Source organism: Actinomyces marseillensis, from assembly GCF_900155605.1.
Lineage (GTDB): Bacteria > Actinomycetota > Actinomycetes > Actinomycetales > Actinomycetaceae > Pauljensenia > Pauljensenia marseillensis.
In genome coordinates, this window is the sequence record NZ_LT707420.1 from 1,871,168 (window position 1) to 1,887,518 (window position 16,351).

Here is a 16,351-nt window from a genome sequence, read left to right on the forward strand (position 1 = left end):
GACACCTCTCTGCGTGATCCCGCGGTCTTGAACCTACGCGCGCCATCGGGGCGAGTAGTTTATATATTCTGCTCAGCCAACGCGGGAGATTTTAACGATCGCGCCTTCATCGCTGACGGCGACCAGCTCGTAGGCAAACTCGCCTTCCAGCATCATGTCGATCTGGTTGAGCAGGGGCGTTGGCACGTGAGGCGCGACCAGTTCCATCGCCTCGCCAACATTCAGAGAGGAAACGGCACCCAGGATTGCGGGGTGACGCAAGCGAGGCGGGAAGGGACGTGCATCCAAGCGCGGCAGCTCAGCCTCGTGGTTACAACCGCAACCGCATCCACCGGACTGAGCAGGCTCCTGCGCCTTTTCGGCGGAAACATCGCGGAGTTCGAATTCGGGCAGGTCAGAGTTGGGTTCGATCATGAGTTCCCTTTCGTCGGGCCTCGGCGGTGTCATTAACGCCTGAGCAACAGCTTCTAATAAAACATAGTCTATACGTTTTTATTAAAGCTGCCCTTCGAGGAGTCTTACTCCTCCGAATCCGTCAACACACGCTGGACAAAACGCGGAAGAGCGGCGGGACGCTCACGACGCCCTCCCCTAGTGAAGAAGAACATGCGAATACGCCCCCACAAGGTCGTGCGCACGCTGGAAGGCCAACGGTGGGTAATGTACTCAACCGCGTCGGAAACCTCGAGGCGCCGCGTTGAGTTACCCACGCGAACCCACAGCTCCGGCGCACCCTTCCCCTTCGGGCCGAGGAGGTACACCGGCCTCGGGCTGGGAGGAACGGTCACGCGGCAGACTTCCTGAGCCTCGTAGCCCTCTTGGGGATCCGTGGCCGGAGCGAAGTCGATGCTTGGCAGCGCAGCCGCGTTAGTTCCGAGGCGTTGCCCCCACAGGTCACGAATCCACAGTTCAAAACGATCAGCGTCAGGACTCTTCAATGTCGCATAGTCCGGGCCTAAACCGATGAGCTTACCGTCATCATCAACACCGATAAGGAGCGTTCCTCCGCCGGAATTCATGAAGGCGGCGACAGTCTTGGCAATGACGGTCTCCATCGCATCATCCCGTTGCTGGGTACGCATATTCCAGCGTGCGCTGGACTTGAATTCGCGCGTATCGGATTCGCCTCGCGCGGCAACGTCAGCAATCGGATCAAGGCCGGGACGCGGGTGCAGATAAGCGACGATGAGAGCGCAGACAGTGACGACAAGGAGGGAAACCACGGCCGCGACAGCAATCATGGCCGGGCGCCACATATCAGAGCTTGAGAAAATCCAGCCGGCAAAGAGCAAGTCCAGCCCACACACCAAGCATGCCGGTCAAGGTTGCCGAGGCAGTGGACATCGTCATTCGCGAAGCAAGGAAACGGCGAACAATCATGCCAATGAGCCAGGCAAGCACGACAACTGCGACTTGAATCCCAACCCATCTGAGCAAATCAGGGTTTTGAGGAGTCGCCGAAAAGTTCGGCTGGCCTGTACTCATGTCAACGATCATTCGGCTTTCCTTAGCTATTTTCGCCTGCACCTCGCGGCGATAGAAGGAGTGTCATCGAGGTTTAACGGTACCCAGTCGCCCGCGAAAAAGCGCAGCGGTATCCACAGAATTTTCCCTTAAGCAAGAAACCCGAACACCGCTCCCCAACCAACGAGGAGGTTGGCAAGGGAATGCATCATCCAACTGGGAAGAATGGAACCGCCTGCCGCCTCTTCGTTCACCCAGCCCATAATCCAGCCACTGACCGCAGTCAGCACTCCCACGCCAATAAGTGGGAGCAGGGTGAACGCTGAGGAAAGCAGAACCACATGTACAAGGCCGAAGACCACGGCCTGCACAGTGTTTCCAACTCTGAATCCGAACTTCTCGCTCAGCTTCTTTCCAAGGAACCCTCGAAAGAGAATCTCTTCCGATAGGCCGGTTTGAATGAAGGCGTAGAAGAGGACCGCTATCGCTCCATAGATCCCGCTGCCTGCGAAGCGTGAGGAGGCGGTCTCGCCAGCAGCCGAGGAAAGAAGCGCGACTGAAAGCACGGCAACAACAGCCCAGACCATGAGCGCGAGCACAAGACGCTGACGCTTTGCTTTCCACTCGGGGACGACGAGGCCAATCCACGTTGCGAACTCAACGCGCCTGCGCGTTGCAACAGCCCACCATGCAACCGGAAGAACAAGGGCAAGTGCGAGCTGAACAAAAGACGAGATAACAGTCGTGAATACCATCGCAGCCTCCAACAATCGCGCGCAGTCTGCTTTCAAGGATACAGAGCGCACGATTAGCTCATCGCAAAGACGTGTGCCTTTCAATTGAGCGCGAGGCCCACACTGCTAGGAATAGTGCAAAGAGAGGGACCAAAATGCATGCGCCCATTCCCCAAACATTGGGATACCCTTCAGTTCCCAAAGTCGCGCGATATGACGTCCACATAACCTCGGTACTGAAATGGCCGTCGAGAGTCATTGAGAAGGGCATGAAGAAGGTTCCAATTCCGCTCAAAACCTGGTCAACGATGTAGAGCAGGACCAATCCGATAGCCACCGCACCGAAGCCCATGTGGTTGAAGCGCCCTTCGGCCGCAATACTCATGACCGCACAGACCTGAAGAATCAGCGCAATACACGAAACGATCCAGGTAATAAACAAAACCACAAGTGCCAGAGTCGAAAAAGTCGCAAATAGCGAACGTGGGCCAGCAGTGTAGTCGGCGAGGGTGATGCCCTGACTCCATGCCGCCGCCCACGCAACTGCAATGCCTCCGCCGATGGCTAAGGCAAGCGCGATGAGGAATTCGATGATCATTCGGCTGACCTTTGCCCAGTAGATCACGGCGCCTGACACGGGCAGAGTCATGGTGAAGTACCCCTGTTGTCCGTACAGAGTCTTCCAGTAGTCACTCATTCCACTGATCGCTGCACCCACAGGAATCGCTACGCACATCAGGTAACCAAACATGGTCATTGTCCCGCTCAGTCCCGGGACTCCACTTGCAACGACACCGACCGTCACGCCAAGGATCGCAAGCACAGTCCCCATTTCACGAAGATCAGCACGCAGGCGACTACCGATTTCATAAGACAGCATTTTCCCGAACATCAGCGGTATTCCTTCCTGAAAATCGCATCTAAAGAGTCCCCTCGCGTTGCACGCAGATCATCCGCATCTCCTTGAAGAAGAACCTGTCCCTCTTTCATGAAGAGCGCATAGTCAACGAAATGTTCGATATCCGAAATCAGGTGGGTTGACATGATGAGCAGCGACTCGGGATCAAACTCACGCAAAATCCCCTCGAGGATAATGTCGCGAGTTGCCGGATCTACCCCACTAATCGGCTCGTCCAACAAGAAAACCTTCGCTTTGCGCGCCATGATCAGGCTGATTTGAAGCTTCTCCCCCATTCCCTTACTCATCTCACTGAGCGGACGATTCTCGGGGAGTTTAAAGAAATCAACCATGGTTCGCGCTCTTTCCGGTTCAAAATCAGCAAAGAAACGCGAGTAGATGTTAATCGCACGCTCCACGGTCCATTCGCCGTTAAGGAATGCTGCTGAAGGCAAGTACGAAACAATAGATTTTGTACCGATTCCGGGTTTATGCCCGTCGATACTCACCTGCCCTTGATAATCATTCAATACGCCTGCAAGGATTTTCAGAAGCGTGGTCTTCCCACATCCGTTGGGACCCATCAGACCGACGATGTGCCCGGCATCCAGTGACAGCGAGTAGTCCCGTAGAGCCGGCGTTTTCCGGTAATGCTTCGTGAGGTGGTCCACGTGGACGAGGCCGTGCCCCGCACACCTTGACCGCTCAGTTTGTGTGGTCATGAGTATGCCTCCTTGGCTACTTCTCCGTGACATCCCAACGTTGATCGATCAGAGACCGGGCACCTTCCAGATCGATTCCCAGTGAACGACATGCACGAATGTAGGCGTCTACCGCGAAATGCGCGTCGTTCTTCCGCAGAGCATGCAGAGCGCACTCATCGGTTGCGACAAAGCGTCCTGCGGTCCGCTTCGGGACCGTCAGCCCTTCTTCGTCAAGTGCACTCAGGGCTCGCTGAACGGTATTGGGATTGGTGCCTGCCTCGATCGCGAGATCACGCACGGAGGGGATCTTTTCGCCTGGTTTCCACGTACCGTCGGTAATACGACCGCGGAACGAATCAGCTAATTGGATCCAGATTGGACGGGTGTCATCGATGCGCATCGATGTATCCCTCCTGTCTATCTGTATTAATACACTAATACAGTGCCACACTATCGAAACTGTGTCAACACAGTAATACAGTTTGGTCGGAAACGGAGGACAACAAACACCCCGTTGGGAAAATCCCAACGGGGTGTTACGGCATTAAGCCACGCATTCAGCCTCTAACAGGCCGCCTATGCCACATTCACGCAATCGGCTCGGCGCTGATGTGCCAAACCTCGCGAGCGTAATCACTGATCGTGCGGTCAGAAGAGAAACGACCGGAACGCGTGATATTGACCCAAGCCTTGCGTGCCCAAGCCTCTTGGTCACGGTAATCCTGTGCCATACGGTCCTTTGTTTCACGGTAGGAAGCGAAGTCGCCCAAGACGTAGTAGACGTCAGCAGGCTCATATCCCGATTCCAGAAGCGACCAACGCAGATCATGGAACCAACCGGAGTTGGAATCATTCAAGGTTCCATCGGTCAAAGCATCGATCACGCGCTTCAAGCCAGGCACGTTCTCGTAGTGCCAGCGAGGATCGTAGTGGCGACGAAGCTCGGGAAGCTCATCATCGGTTGCACCGAAAATGTATGCGTTCTCTTCTCCCACGGCCTCGAGAATTTCAACGTTCGCACCGTCCAAGGTTCCCAATGTCAGCGCGCCGTTCATCATGAACTTCATGTTGGACGTGCCCGAGGCTTCCTTACCGGCCATCGAGATCTGCTCGGAAACATCCGCGGCAGGAATGATGTGCTCGGCCGGCGAGACATTGTAGTTATGGACGAAGACGACCTTGATGCGGCCATTGATGTCCGGATCGTTATTGACCAGGTCAGCGATGGTGTTAATCAGCTTGATAATCGCCTTCGCACGAATGTAGCCGGGGGCGGCCTTCGCACCGAAAATAAACACGCGCTTAGGAACATCCAGCGCAGGATTGTCCTTAATGCGGAAGTACAAATCCAGCACGTAGAAGGCATTGAGCAGCTGACGCTTGTACTCGTGCAGACGCTTGATCTGAACATCGAAGATTGCATCGGGATCAATCTCGACACCCTCACGAGCCTTCACCCACGCGGCAAAATCAACCTTGTTCTGGTGCTTGATCTGAGACAAGCGCGCGTACAGGTCAGAATTTCCAGCATCAGTAAACTTCGCAAGCTCGTCAAGATCGGTCACCCAGCGATCCGATCCGGTGACCTCGTCAAGGAGAGCCGCCAAGCGCGGGTTGCACTGCTTGAGCCAACGACGTGGAGTTACGCCATTGGTCTTGTTATTAAAGCGCTCGGGCCAAATCGCGTACCACTCTTTCAGCGTCTCGCGCTTGATGATTTCAGTGTGCAGCGCGGCCACGCCGTTGATCGAGTACGAGGCGTAGCAGGCAATCCACGCCATACGGACAGTGTTACCCGAGACGGGAGCCATGTAATCGATGGTTGCACCATCAACGCCGCGCTCGGACATGTCCAGGCGGAAACGACGATCGATCTCTCGAACGATTTCAGAAATACGGGGGAAGAGACGATCAAAGATGTGAATGTCCCAGGTCTCCAGAGCCTCAGCCAAGACCGTGTGGTTCGTGTACGCGAAAGTATGTGAGACAACTTCCCATGCTTCTTCCCAGCCGAGGCCGTGCTCATCCATGAGGATGCGCATGAGTTCCGGGATAGCCAAAACCGGGTGCGTGTCATTGAGCTGAACGGCATTGAACTGCGCAAAGCCGCGCAGATCATCGCCGTGTTCTGCGACGTAGTTATCAACGATTGCCTGCAGAGAAGCCGAGCAGAAGAAGTACTGCTGGCGCACGCGCAGAACCTTACCTTCGAAGGTCGTATCGTTGGGGTACAGCACGCGGGAAATATCCATGGTGCGTTCGCGATCAACGATCGCGTCGGTAAAGCGCTGAGAGTTGAAGGCATCGTAGTCGAAGTCCTCCATGGGCTCAGCCTTCCACAGGCGCAGCGTATTGACGTTCTTCGTGCCGTAGCCGGTAATCGGCATGTCATAAGGAACGGCGCGGACAGTCAGATCCGCGTAGCGAACAATGCGCTGTTCTTCCTCGCGGCGAATGACGAAGGGGTAACCCTCTTCCATCCAGGGATCGGGATGCTCAGTCTGGAAGCCATTATCGAAAAGCTGCTTGAACAGACCGTAGCGGTACAAAATACCGTAGCCAGCAACCGGCAGATCCAAGGTTGCGCACGAATCCAGGAAACACGCAGCCAGTCGACCAAGGCCACCGTTACCCAGTGCTGCATCGGGCTCTTCTTCCAAGACCACGGACAGGTCCTTGCCCAGCGCTGCCAAGGCCTCGCGGGCCTCGTCAACCATTCCAAGGTTGGAAAGATTATTTAAGAGCGCCCGCCCCATCAGGAATTCTGCTGAAAAGTAGTGTTCCATGCGCCCCACTGCGTAGGTGCGCTCTGTTGCATGCCAGCGATCAGCGATACGATCGATGATCGCCGCAGATAGCCCCTGCCATGCTTCCATCTCGGTTGAGACGCGTTCAGGGCGTCCAGAGACCGCTCGAACCTGCGACTTTAGCTGTTCCTCTAGGGACCGGCTCATAAAATCTCTCCTTGCGATTGACTCAGTACTACCGGTAGCACTGAGTCAAGCCTACTGCAGGCCTTCGCGTGGTAGCGAGATCAAAGTCCTCTGGTGAGTGTCAACCGACCCTACTTGACAATCCCAGCATTCTTAATGAAGTCGAAGACTCCACCCATAACCAGTTCGGTTGCGATTGCGGCAAGAAGCACACCGGAGATCTTGGTCAACAAGAGGATTCCACCGGTTCTCAGAAGACGAGAAAGCTCAAGGGAGAAGCGCATCGATGCCCAGATGACGACGTGGGTGGCAACCACTGCCAGAACCACAGCAACAATGGATCCCGTCGTATGTGCCTGAGCCATGGACACCATGACGGCGACGATCGCACCGGGGCCAGCAAGCAGAGGAATGCCTAGGGGAACAAGAGCCACGTTCACAGCGTCATCGCCAGTGTCCGGCTGGTCCATATCGCTCGAGGTCAACAGTTCCATTGCGACCAAGAAGAGGAGCACACCTCCGGAGAGTTTCAAGGACTCCATCGAGATCTGCAGAGCTCGAAGAATCTGCTGCCCCAAGAAAGCAAAAGCCAAAATCACGCCGAAAGACACCAGGGATGCCTGGATAGCTGCCTTACGCTGCGCTTTAGGGGAGAACTTTGACGTCAATGCCAAGAACACGGGCATCAAGCCCATCGGGTCCAAAATGACAATCAGGGTCGCAAAAGTCGTCAGCAGTACCGTAACGTCCACAACAGAGCCAATATTCATGGGCGCAATACCTCTAAAAACGCTTCCTCTTCGAGTTTGTTCAGAACCGACTGATCCGTAAGGTTTTCTCCTAGCCGATTCGGTTTGCCTCGCCCATGGTAGTCAGATGAGCCGAAGACTTCCAGCTTCAAACGACGGGCAATTCTATCGACATCTGCACGATCCTCATCCCCGTGATCCCGGTGATCACGTTCAATACCGAACAGGCCCGCTTCTTTCATCATGTTAATGACTTCTTCGGGCAAGAGTCGCTGGCGCGCCCGGGCTCGAGGATGAGCCAAAACCGGAACGCCTCCAGCAGCGCGCACCAGTTCAACCGCGTCAACCGGATCGGGAGCCCAATGCATGACGAAATAGGGGCTGGAAGGATGCAGGGCCTTGACAAAAACTGCACTGCGATCGGGGAAAGCACCGATCGCAACAAGGGCATCAGCAATGTGTGGACGTCCAACCGGCCCCCCATCCGGCGCCAAAGCCTGAACTTGTTCCCAGGTAATCGGGTAGTCTTTCGAAATTCTCTCGACCATTCTTTGCGCGCGTGTCAGGCGCGACTCAGTGGCGCGGCGCTGGACGGCAAGTAAGGCCTCGTTCGTAGGATCGGGAAGGTAGCCCAAGAGGTGGACGGTGATTCCCTCGCGCGCACACGACAATTCGACGCCTCGAACCAACGCAACCCCAGTGGACTCAACGCAAGCAGCGGCCTCGTCCCAGCCCGCGTAGGTATCGTGATCGGTCAGACCGACAACGTCCAATCTCGCCTCGCGGGCCTTGTGCATCAGTTCTTCCGGACTATCGGTTCCATCCGAATATGCACTATGCGTGTGAAGATCGATCCTGCTCATGCTTTTAGGATACGGTCCCCCTAGCACGTCCCGCTGTGAAAGTGAGACCATGGCACCATGAATACGAGTGATACCACTTCTAACCAAGAATCGGACGACACCTTGGCCGAGCGCGTGAACAACCGTTCACGCCGTCCTTCATCGGACGCTTTCCGCGAGTTCATGGGCTCAAACTGGGGTCCGCGTCCCGATGCAGGGATCACGCGAGCAGCCGTCGCGGACTATCTTCCCGCACGCGCCGTAGCAGCGGGAGAGCCTTTCCCCGGCGAACGCCTCGTCATCCCCGCGGGCACCTACAAGGTCCGCTCAAACGACTGCACCTACCGTTTCCGCGCGTACTCTGCTTTCGCGCACCTGTCAGGTCTGGGCCAAGAACGCGAACCCGATTCCGTGATCGTTTTGGAACCCCTCCCCTCCGGCGGCCACGAAGCAGTGCTCTTCTTCAAACCCCGCACTTCGCGTTCCTCACAGGAGTTCTACTCTGATTCGCGCTACGGTGAGTTCTGGGTGGGCGCGCGCCCCTCGCTTGAGGAAGTCGCAACCGAAACCGGTCTGCGCTGCGAGCACATCGACACCCTTCGTGATGCGCTGGCTAAGGATGCGGGAAGCGTTCGTCTTCGCGTGGTCCGTAACGTTGACGAGGCCGTCGAAGCGATGGTCAACGAAGTACGCCTCCAGGCAGGCCTCCCCTTCGGTGGAGATGCCACTGAAAGCGATGATGCGCTTGAGGAACGCCTCTCCGAGATTCGCTTATGCAAGGATGAGTTTGAAATCTCTGAACTTCGTCGCGCAATCGAGATCACGAAGGCCGGTTTTGAAGACATCTTGCGGGCCCTCCCCCGCGCCGTGGGACACCATCGCGGCGAGCGCGTAATCGAAGGCGCTTTCGGGGCGGTCGCACGCGAAGAAGGCAACGGTCTGGGCTACGACACCATTGCGGCCTCGGGAAACCACGCGAATACGCTCCACTGGATCGATAACGATGGTCCCGTGAATGAAGGCGACCTGGTTCTGGTCGATGCTGGCGTCGAGGTCGATTCTCTGTACACCGCAGATATCACCCGTACGCTCCCCGTCAATGGAAGATTCTCCCCCACTCAGGCGAAGGTCTATCAGGCGGTTTTGGATGCCTGCGAGGCCGCACTCGAACGCGCGAACCAGCCGGGAACACGCTTCCGCGATGTTCACGATGCCGCAATGAAGGTCATCGCCGCACGCCTTGAGGAGTGGGGACTTCTGCCTGTGAGCGCCGAAGAATCACTCTCCCCCGAAGGCCAACAGCACCGTCGTTGGATGCCCCACGGCACCAGCCACCACCTGGGATTGGACGTTCACGACTGCGCTCAGGCGCGCCGTGAAATGTACCAGGATGCATTCTTGCAGCCGGGAATGTGCTTCACGATTGAGCCCGGCCTGTACTTCCGCGGCGATGACATGGCCATCCCCGAGGAATTCCGTGGAATCGGCGTACGCATTGAAGACGATGTTCTGGTCAACGCCGATGGAAGCGTCACGCGTATGTCAGAGGATATTCCTCGAAAGATTGCCGATGTTGAGGAGTGGATTCGCCAGGCACAGCAGCGCGCCTAGCTTTCAGTCCTGAGTATCCGGCCGGGGTGCTTCTTCAGAGGAATCTGAGGGAGCACCCTCTGCTTTGCTCTGGTCTGACGAGGCCGTGGGCTGTGCCTGCTCCTGCGGAGCACCCACAACTTGAGAAAGACGCACCCCAAAGCGCGGCTGTTCATCTGGGCGCGATCCATACTCTGTAGGACCGCTGCTTTCGAGGGTCGCGCGCGCCCGACGCGGACGCATCTGATTGCCCTGAGTCTTTTGCAATAGCTCAAAGGCCTCACGAATGCGATCCGCACCCGCAGCCTTGGCAATGATAACTGCGTAACGCCCAGCAATCACTTGGGATTGAGAGTAAAAATCGCGTCGGCGCCTGCGCATGAAGAAAAGGGAAGTGCTCAGGCACGCGGTCATGAAGGCACCGGCAAGCATGCACGCCCCCACCCACACCATGGTGTTTCCTTGGTTGATTGAGAGCACAATGCCGATCATTGCGCCCCAGAGTGCACCATTCATCACTGCAGAGGAGACTGCACGCGCCCAGGTGACGCGTCCCATGATTCGTTCTACCGAATACAAGTCGGTTCCAACGACGCTGACCTGTTCGACTTCGAAATCGTTGCTGGCAAGAACCTCAAGCGCAGCAAGGGCTTCTTCATATGAGCCGTAGGAGGCAACCTCCGTGCCATCGGGTAGCCGTCCGCCGCCGTTTCTCCGTACAACTCCATTGACAGGTACGCTCATGTTTTCCCTTTCCTCGTGCTGCCATCGTAGCGAGAACTCCAGATGGATGGGCGGGTAAGAAGTTCGCTGTGGGGATAAACTGGCCCAGTGAGCAGTGCACCTTTAAACGTCGGAACAGCAGGACGTCGTATCTTTATCGGCAAACTTGCCGGAACGAGCGTCTTTGACCCCCTGGGCGAAAAAGTGGGAGTCATTCATGACGTCGTGGTGACTTTCCGATTGCACTCAACCGCGAATGTCATTGGCTTCGTTGTCGAGGTCGGCCCCCGAAAGCGCGTATTCCTTCCCTTTACGCGAGTCACTGCAATCGAAGCAGGCTCGGTGATCACCACCGGCTTGCTCAATATTCGTTCCTTCACCCAGCGCCCCGTCGAAACCCTGGTGATTACAGAGCTCTTCGACCGCGAAGTGACCATGAATGACGGAAGCGGCACTGTCAAGATCCTTGATGTCGCAATGCAGCAGCGCAGGCCTCGTGACTGGATCATCTCTACCCTCCACGTCCAACGTATCCGCACGACCGCTTTGGGCTTCAAGCGCGGCGGAACCACCATGACTGTTGGAGTGGATGAAGTTTCTTCGCTCCTCAAGACTGACTCAAACCAGGCCGCAACAGCGCTTATTCAGCAGACCGAAGACATGAAGCCCGCGGACCTTGCGGACTTCATCCATGATCTTCCCGCTGATCGCCAGCTGGCAGTCGCCGCCGAACTCCCCGACTCACGTCTAGCCGACGTCCTTGAGGAACTGGGCGATGACGACCGAGTGTCGATCCTGTCCCAGTTGGAAGCAAGTCGAGCCGCCGACGTTTTGGACGTCATGCAGCCTGACGACGCAGCCGACCTTGTCGCCGAGCTCCCGGTTGAAACGGCTCAATCCCTTCTGTCCTTGATGGAACCGGATGAGGCCGCGGACGTTCGCCGATTGATGGCGTACAAGGAATCAACGGCGGGTTCGCTGATGACAACCGAACCGGTGATTCTCGGACCCGACGCGACCGTGGCTCAAATGCTGGCCTCGATTCGACGATCTGACCTCCCTGTTTCTTTGGCTGCAGCAACCTTCATTGCGCGCCCTCCCTTAGAGACCCCAACCGGGCAATATCTTGGTGCTGTCCATTTCCAACGCGCTCTTCGCGAACCTCCCAATACTCTCTTGGGAACCATCATGGATACGGATTTGGACAAGCTCTCTCCGAATGCGCACGTTGCGACCGTGACGCGTCTGCTCGCAACGTACAATCTGACCGTTCTTCCCGTTGTTGACGAAGATGGGCACCTCTTGGGCGCCGTGTCTGTTGACGACGTCTTGGATGAGCTTCTCCCCCGCGACTGGCGCGACTGGGATGACGATGTCACCGACCGAGTAATGGCAAGGAGTATTGATGGCTGATCGTCTTGATACCCCAAGCGAGCGAAAGTTTAAGCTTTTCCGTCGCCGTTCCTCCGGTGATGGTTTCGGCCAGTTCGCCGAGGCCACGGCCCGTTTTATGGGTTCGCCGAAGTTCATCTTGTACATGACGATCTTCGTCGTGACATGGATCGCTGCAAACGTCATTCTGTACAAGGTTTCAGAGAAGTACGCCTGGGACCCCTACCCCTTCATCCTGCTCAACCTGGCTTTCTCCACGCAGGCGTCCTACTCTGCACCTCTCATTCTTCTTGCACAGAATCGTCAAGATGACCGCGACCGCGTGCAAGCAGAACAAGACCGTCAGCGCGCTGAACGCAACCTCGCTGACACCGAGTATTTAACCCGCGAAATTGCAGCTTTGCGTATTGCTCTTCAAGACGTGGCAACCCGAGACTTCGTTCGATCGGAACTGCGCGACATGATGGCTGACCTTCGCGAGGAACTCGATGCTCGCGAAGAAAAAGCAGAGCCGATCGACAACGACAATCCCGCAGATCTTTCAACTCCTCGCACCACTGAGAGCTAAACCGCTGCGCACAAGAGCGGCTAGGGTCATAGGATTGACACCATGACTTTGACTTCGCAGAACGTTCTTGATGCCCTGTCGGCCGTTATCGATCCGGAAATTCGTCGTCCGATCACCGATCTCAATATGGTTGATGAGGTCGTGATCGATGGCTCTACCGTCTCGGTAACAATCCTTCTGACGACTGCAGGATGTCCGCTGCGAAACACAATTTCCGAGGACGTTCACAAGGTCCTTCGCGCACTCGATGGCGTCACCGATGTCAAGGTGACCATGGATGTCATGAATGACGAGCAGAAGAAGGCCCTGCGCGAAAAGCTCAACGGTGGACGCCCCGAGCGCGAAATTCTCTTCGCACGCCCCGATTCCCTGACACGTGTCATTGCTGTGACCTCCGGTAAGGGCGGTGTCGGCAAATCTTCAATGACGGCGAATCTTGCAGCCGCACTGGCTCGTTCGGGCCTGAAGGTCGGCGTCATGGACGCGGACATTTACGGCTTCTCGATTCCCCGCATGCTGGGTGTCGCCCACGATCCCCAGGTGATCGACGGAATGATCATTCCCCCGCTTGGCGCCCAGGGCGTCAAAGTCGTCTCCATTGGCATGTTCGTTCCCGACGGTCAGCCCGTGATTTGGCGCGGCCCGATGCTCCACCGTGCACTTCAGCAGTTCTTGGCAGATGTTTTCTGGGGAGATCTGGACGTTCTGCTCATCGATATGCCTCCCGGAACCGGAGACGTTGCAATCTCAATTTCTCAGCTCCTCCCCAACGCTGAAATTCTTGTCGTGACAACCCCGCAGGTTGCTGCAGCCGAAGTCGCTGAGCGTGCAGGTTCGATCGCGTCGCAGACCAACCAGAAGGTCATCGGCGTCATCGAGAACATGTCCTACCTGCCTCAGGAGGATGGCTCGAAGCTTGAGATTTTCGGCAGCGGCGGCGGGCAATCTGTCTCAGATCGCCTGAGCACTCAGCTTGGCTACGATGTTCCACTCCTCGCCCAAGTTCCTTTGGATATTGCCCTGCGCGAAGGCGGAGACGCAGGAGATCCTGTTTCCGTGCACGAAGGAGAGGCCGCTCAAGTTCTCCAGGAACTTGCCCGCACGCTCTCTCACGCCTCGCGAGGCCTCGCCGGGCGTCCCCTGGGTGTCGCTCCCCTGAATAAGACCATCTAATTCAGCGAATAAAACCCCGTCATTGGGCGCGTAGTCGCCCCAGTGGCGGGGTTTTTGCGTAACCTTGAAGCAAAGGTTTACTACCGCGGAGGACATAATGGCATCAGATAAGGCTCTGAGCTGGGTATTTGCAGAAGAGTTTGTCGAGGAAAACGACATCCTCGCCCAAGCTCGCGAGACTGCCACCGATTTAGGTGCTGAGCCCGTTTCGACCGGAGTCGGCGCTACCCTCCGTCTCCTTGCCGCAACCTGCGGGGCAAAAGCCGTCCTTGAAATCGGAACCGGAGCGGGAGTATCTGGCCTGTGGCTCCTCCAGGGCATGTCGGCCGACGGTGTTTTGACCACGATCGACCACGAGGTCGAGTTCCACAAGTACGCACGTCGCGCATTCACAGCAGCAGGCATTCCCTCCCAGCGCACCCGCCTCATCGCGGGTCGGGCTTTGGATGTTCTTCCCCGCATGGCCGCACGCGGCTATGACATGATGGTGATCGATGCTCCCGCAGACGAAATTCCGGACTACCTCGATCATGCACTCCGGGTCCTACGCCCCGGCGGCCTCATTGTGATCGTTCATGCTCTGTGGCACGACCAAGTTGCGGACCCTGCCCAGCGCGATGAACAGACGGTCATGATGCGGGAGCTGGCAAAGGTTCTTGCGTCTTCGGAGCAGTTTGTTCCGGCAATGCTTCCCGTCGGCGATGGACTGCTTGCAGCAGTTAAGCGCATCTGAGTCTTACTCGCTAAGTCTCATTGGGTGACATCTTTCGCGCATATGCGGGTTGTGACGCTAGTATGAAAAACATGTTCGGTACTTCAGCAAACCAGATGTGGTGGTGGCTCTCCTAAGGGTGGGCCTCCATTGATGTACCTTAAAACTCATCAGGCTCGCCCATACGGCGGGCCTTTTTCTTTGTCTTGTGGGCCCACCGGGGGCAAAAGATAAGGACGGAAATGACACACGCGGACACGCCACACGTGATCACACGTGAGGTGCGCTATCACAGCGACGGCGGCAAGCTTCTTGCTGATCTATGCAACCATGGCTTACTTCCTCGCGCAGCCTCGGGACACCCAACGAAGGTTGTCTTACTCGACAGTGCTGACATCGCCTCCAAGCAGCACTTGACAACGATCGCTCTACTTGAAGCCAGCGCATCTATCCAATGCGATGGCGATCAGGTCCGCCTGACATCGACGCATCCTGTCGACGGCCCCGCTGCAATCCAAAGCGTATGCGAGGCTCTCCCCCACGCGCTTCTCGAATGCACCGAGACCAACGCCTTGTTGAGCTTGCCTTCTCTTCGTGAAGACGAGGCCGATGAGGAGACCCGCCTCAAGCAGCGCGCAACCATGGAACCCTTGCGTATCCTGACCGATACTCCCATCGATCATCCGCACCTTCCTTTGGTCGCCGGGGCTGTCGCCTTTGATTACCTGGCAACCTACGAGTCCTTGCCCGAGGTCGCCCACGGTTTTAACTCCTGTCCCGACTATCTCTTCTACTTAGCGCGCATCATTTTGGTGGTTGATCACCCCTCTCAAAGTGCCCAGCTAGTTGGTGCTTCCCTCGATCCCATTTCCCTTGAGCAGCGTATGAGCGCGCTTGCCGAGGCGATCGACGCCGCACCCGAAAGCGCCGCGGAATCCACGGCCTCGGAAATTGGGGAAGAAGAAGGCGCAGAGCCCCTCATTGCCCGCCCAACGATCTCCGATAGCGACTTCGCCGAGCTCGTCACCGTCATGCAAGAACACATTGCCGCAGGCGATATCTATCAGGTTGTTCCCTCGCGCGGTTTCATCGCTGAATGCTCCGACGCACTGACCAGCTATCGTTTCTTACGCGATGAGAACCCCAGTCCCTACATGTTCTATATCGGGACTGAAGACTTCGAACTTTTCGGAGCTTCCCCCGAGTCTTCGCTCCTGCATTCGGCAAAGACCCACACCGTCGCCATTCGCCCAATCGCAGGCACACGTCCGCGTGGGTTTGCTCCCGATGGCAGCATCGATCACGAACTCGATATCCGACTGGAACTTGAGCTTCGATCGGATGCGAAAGAAGTTGCAGAGCACGTCATGTTGGTCGATCTTGCACGAAATGACGTTGCCCGAGTTTCCAAGCGCGGGAGCCGTAGGGTTGAACAGCTTCTGCGCGTGGATCGATACTCGCGCGTCATGCATTTGGTTTCCGAAGTGAGCGGCACCTTGGCCGAGGATCTTCATCCCCTCGATGCTTTCCGTGCGTCCATGACCATGGGAACGCTAACCGGTGCCCCCAAGCTTCGCGCTGCTGAGCTTATTCGCACCTACGAAGGACTGAGGCGAGGTTCTTACGGCGGGGCAGTCGGGTATCTTCGCGGCGACGGCGAACTCGATACCTGCATCGTCATCCGTTCGGCTTTCGTCAAAGACGGACACGCGATCGTGCAGGCCGGAGCCGGTGTTGTTGCAGATTCCGTCCCTGCTCGCGAGGCCGAAGAAACCGTCCACAAGGCAAGTGCAGTTTTGCGTGCCCTAGCTGCCTCGGCACACCGTCCGCTAGTGATTGCCACGAGTGCAGAAGAAGGTGATTTCTAAA

General features: G+C 56.7%; 15 protein-coding genes and 1 pseudogene. 6 read left to right on the forward strand and 10 right to left on the reverse strand.

The annotated features are described in order from the left end of the window. Positions 1-72: 72 nt before the first annotated feature. The 9 genes and pseudogenes from BQ8011_RS08225 to BQ8011_RS08265 all read right to left on the reverse strand — a co-directional run bounded on the left by BQ8011_RS08225 (position 73) and on the right by BQ8011_RS08265 (position 8,345). Positions 73-414 carry a DUF2249 domain-containing protein gene (locus BQ8011_RS08225; RefSeq protein WP_072456238.1) on the reverse strand — a complete coding sequence of 114 codons (342 nt, stop codon included), beginning with the start codon at positions 412-414 and terminating at the stop codon, positions 73-75. Between the two features lie 104 nt (positions 415-518). Then, positions 519-1,485 (reverse strand): annotated as a pseudogene (locus BQ8011_RS08230) (AlbA family DNA-binding domain-containing protein). A 128-nt stretch (positions 1,486-1,613) separates the two neighbouring features. Continuing rightward, positions 1,614-2,219, reverse strand: coding sequence for a CPBP family intramembrane glutamic endopeptidase (locus BQ8011_RS08235; protein WP_072456240.1), 606 nt, complete (start codon positions 2,217-2,219; stop codon positions 1,614-1,616). A gap of 58 nt (positions 2,220-2,277) precedes the next feature. Next, positions 2,278-3,090 carry a hypothetical protein gene (locus BQ8011_RS08240; protein WP_072456242.1) on the reverse strand — a complete coding sequence of 271 codons (813 nt, stop codon included), beginning with the start codon at positions 3,088-3,090 and terminating at the stop codon, positions 2,278-2,280. Further along, the gene (locus BQ8011_RS08245) at positions 3,090-3,818 is read right to left on the reverse strand and encodes an ABC transporter ATP-binding protein (RefSeq protein ID WP_072456244.1); all 729 of its coding nucleotides are present in this window, start codon (positions 3,816-3,818) and stop codon (positions 3,090-3,092) included. Before BQ8011_RS08245 ends, BQ8011_RS08240 begins: the two co-directional genes overlap by 1 nt. Positions 3,819-3,834: 16 nt before the next feature. Next, positions 3,835-4,200 carry a GntR family transcriptional regulator gene (locus tag BQ8011_RS08250; protein WP_072456246.1) on the reverse strand — a complete coding sequence of 122 codons (366 nt, stop codon included), beginning with the start codon at positions 4,198-4,200 and terminating at the stop codon, positions 3,835-3,837. 187 nt (positions 4,201-4,387) lie between these two features. Then, the gene (locus BQ8011_RS08255) at positions 4,388-6,754 is read right to left on the reverse strand and encodes a glycogen/starch/alpha-glucan phosphorylase (protein WP_072456248.1); all 2,367 of its coding nucleotides are present in this window, start codon (positions 6,752-6,754) and stop codon (positions 4,388-4,390) included. 110 nt (positions 6,755-6,864) lie between these two features. Next, positions 6,865-7,503, reverse strand: a complete 639-nt coding sequence (locus tag BQ8011_RS08260; RefSeq protein ID WP_072456250.1) for a MarC family protein — start codon at positions 7,501-7,503, stop codon at positions 6,865-6,867. After that, positions 7,500-8,345: a PHP domain-containing protein gene (locus BQ8011_RS08265; protein ID WP_072456252.1), complete on the reverse strand. Its 846-nt coding sequence runs from the start codon at positions 8,343-8,345 to the stop codon at positions 7,500-7,502. The genes BQ8011_RS08260 and BQ8011_RS08265 overlap by 4 nt, the downstream gene beginning before the upstream one ends. A gap of 57 nt (positions 8,346-8,402) precedes the next feature. Here BQ8011_RS08265 and BQ8011_RS08270 point away from each other — a divergent pair, with 57 nt between their 5' ends. Then, entirely contained in the window at positions 8,403-9,935 is a 1,533-nt protein-coding gene (locus BQ8011_RS08270; RefSeq protein ID WP_072456254.1) for an aminopeptidase P family protein, read from the forward strand. 3 nt (positions 9,936-9,938) lie between these two features. Here BQ8011_RS08270 and BQ8011_RS08275 read toward each other — a convergent pair whose 3' ends face one another. After that, the gene (locus tag BQ8011_RS08275) at positions 9,939-10,658 is read right to left on the reverse strand and encodes a general stress protein (protein ID WP_072456256.1); all 720 of its coding nucleotides are present in this window, start codon (positions 10,656-10,658) and stop codon (positions 9,939-9,941) included. Positions 10,659-10,745: 87 nt separating this feature from the next. Here BQ8011_RS08275 and BQ8011_RS08280 point away from each other — a divergent pair, with 87 nt between their 5' ends. The 5 genes from BQ8011_RS08280 to BQ8011_RS08300 all read left to right on the forward strand — a co-directional run bounded on the left by BQ8011_RS08280 (position 10,746) and on the right by BQ8011_RS08300 (position 16,350). Beyond that, positions 10,746-12,050, forward strand: a complete 1,305-nt coding sequence (locus tag BQ8011_RS08280) for a magnesium transporter MgtE N-terminal domain-containing protein (protein WP_072456258.1) — start codon at positions 10,746-10,748, stop codon at positions 12,048-12,050. Next, complete coding sequence (locus BQ8011_RS08285; RefSeq protein WP_072456260.1) at positions 12,043-12,597, forward strand: DUF1003 domain-containing protein; 555 nt, start codon at positions 12,043-12,045, stop codon at positions 12,595-12,597. The genes BQ8011_RS08280 and BQ8011_RS08285 overlap by 8 nt, the downstream gene beginning before the upstream one ends. Positions 12,598-12,639: 42 nt before the next feature. Beyond that, entirely contained in the window at positions 12,640-13,770 is a 1,131-nt protein-coding gene (locus tag BQ8011_RS08290; RefSeq protein WP_072456261.1) for an Mrp/NBP35 family ATP-binding protein, read from the forward strand. Between the two features lie 97 nt (positions 13,771-13,867). Then, positions 13,868-14,503 carry an O-methyltransferase gene (locus BQ8011_RS08295; RefSeq protein WP_072456262.1) on the forward strand — a complete coding sequence of 212 codons (636 nt, stop codon included), beginning with the start codon at positions 13,868-13,870 and terminating at the stop codon, positions 14,501-14,503. Positions 14,504-14,724: 221 nt separating this feature from the next. Then, positions 14,725-16,350: an anthranilate synthase component 1 gene (locus BQ8011_RS08300; protein ID WP_072456263.1), complete on the forward strand. Its 1,626-nt coding sequence runs from the start codon at positions 14,725-14,727 to the stop codon at positions 16,348-16,350. The last annotated feature ends 1 nt before the right edge of the window (position 16,351 follow it).

Bases quoted from the DNA above. Each gene is read 5' to 3' on its own strand.
- BQ8011_RS08225 (WP_072456238.1), bottom strand. From the start codon at position 414: ATGATCGAACCCAACTCTGACCTGCCCGAATTCGAACTCCGCGATGTT.
- BQ8011_RS08235 (WP_072456240.1), bottom strand. From the start codon at position 2,219: ATGGTATTCACGACTGTTATCTCGTCTTTTGTTCAGCTCGCACTTGCC.
- BQ8011_RS08240 (WP_072456242.1), bottom strand. From the start codon at position 3,090: ATGTTCGGGAAAATGCTGTCTTATGAAATCGGTAGTCGCCTGCGTGCT.
- BQ8011_RS08245 (WP_072456244.1), bottom strand. From the start codon at position 3,818: ATGACCACACAAACTGAGCGGTCAAGGTGTGCGGGGCACGGCCTCGTC.
- BQ8011_RS08250 (WP_072456246.1), bottom strand. From the start codon at position 4,200: ATGCGCATCGATGACACCCGTCCAATCTGGATCCAATTAGCTGATTCG.
- BQ8011_RS08255 (WP_072456248.1), bottom strand. From the start codon at position 6,754: ATGAGCCGGTCCCTAGAGGAACAGCTAAAGTCGCAGGTTCGAGCGGTC.
- BQ8011_RS08260 (WP_072456250.1), bottom strand. From the start codon at position 7,503: ATGAATATTGGCTCTGTTGTGGACGTTACGGTACTGCTGACGACTTTT.
- BQ8011_RS08265 (WP_072456252.1), bottom strand. From the start codon at position 8,345: ATGAGCAGGATCGATCTTCACACGCATAGTGCATATTCGGATGGAACC.
- BQ8011_RS08270 (WP_072456254.1), top strand. From the start codon at position 8,403: ATGAATACGAGTGATACCACTTCTAACCAAGAATCGGACGACACCTTG.
- BQ8011_RS08275 (WP_072456256.1), bottom strand. From the start codon at position 10,658: ATGAGCGTACCTGTCAATGGAGTTGTACGGAGAAACGGCGGCGGACGG.
- BQ8011_RS08285 (WP_072456260.1), top strand. From the start codon at position 12,043: ATGGCTGATCGTCTTGATACCCCAAGCGAGCGAAAGTTTAAGCTTTTC.
- BQ8011_RS08290 (WP_072456261.1), top strand. From the start codon at position 12,640: ATGACTTTGACTTCGCAGAACGTTCTTGATGCCCTGTCGGCCGTTATC.
- BQ8011_RS08295 (WP_072456262.1), top strand. From the start codon at position 13,868: ATGGCATCAGATAAGGCTCTGAGCTGGGTATTTGCAGAAGAGTTTGTC.
- BQ8011_RS08300 (WP_072456263.1), top strand. From the start codon at position 14,725: ATGACACACGCGGACACGCCACACGTGATCACACGTGAGGTGCGCTAT.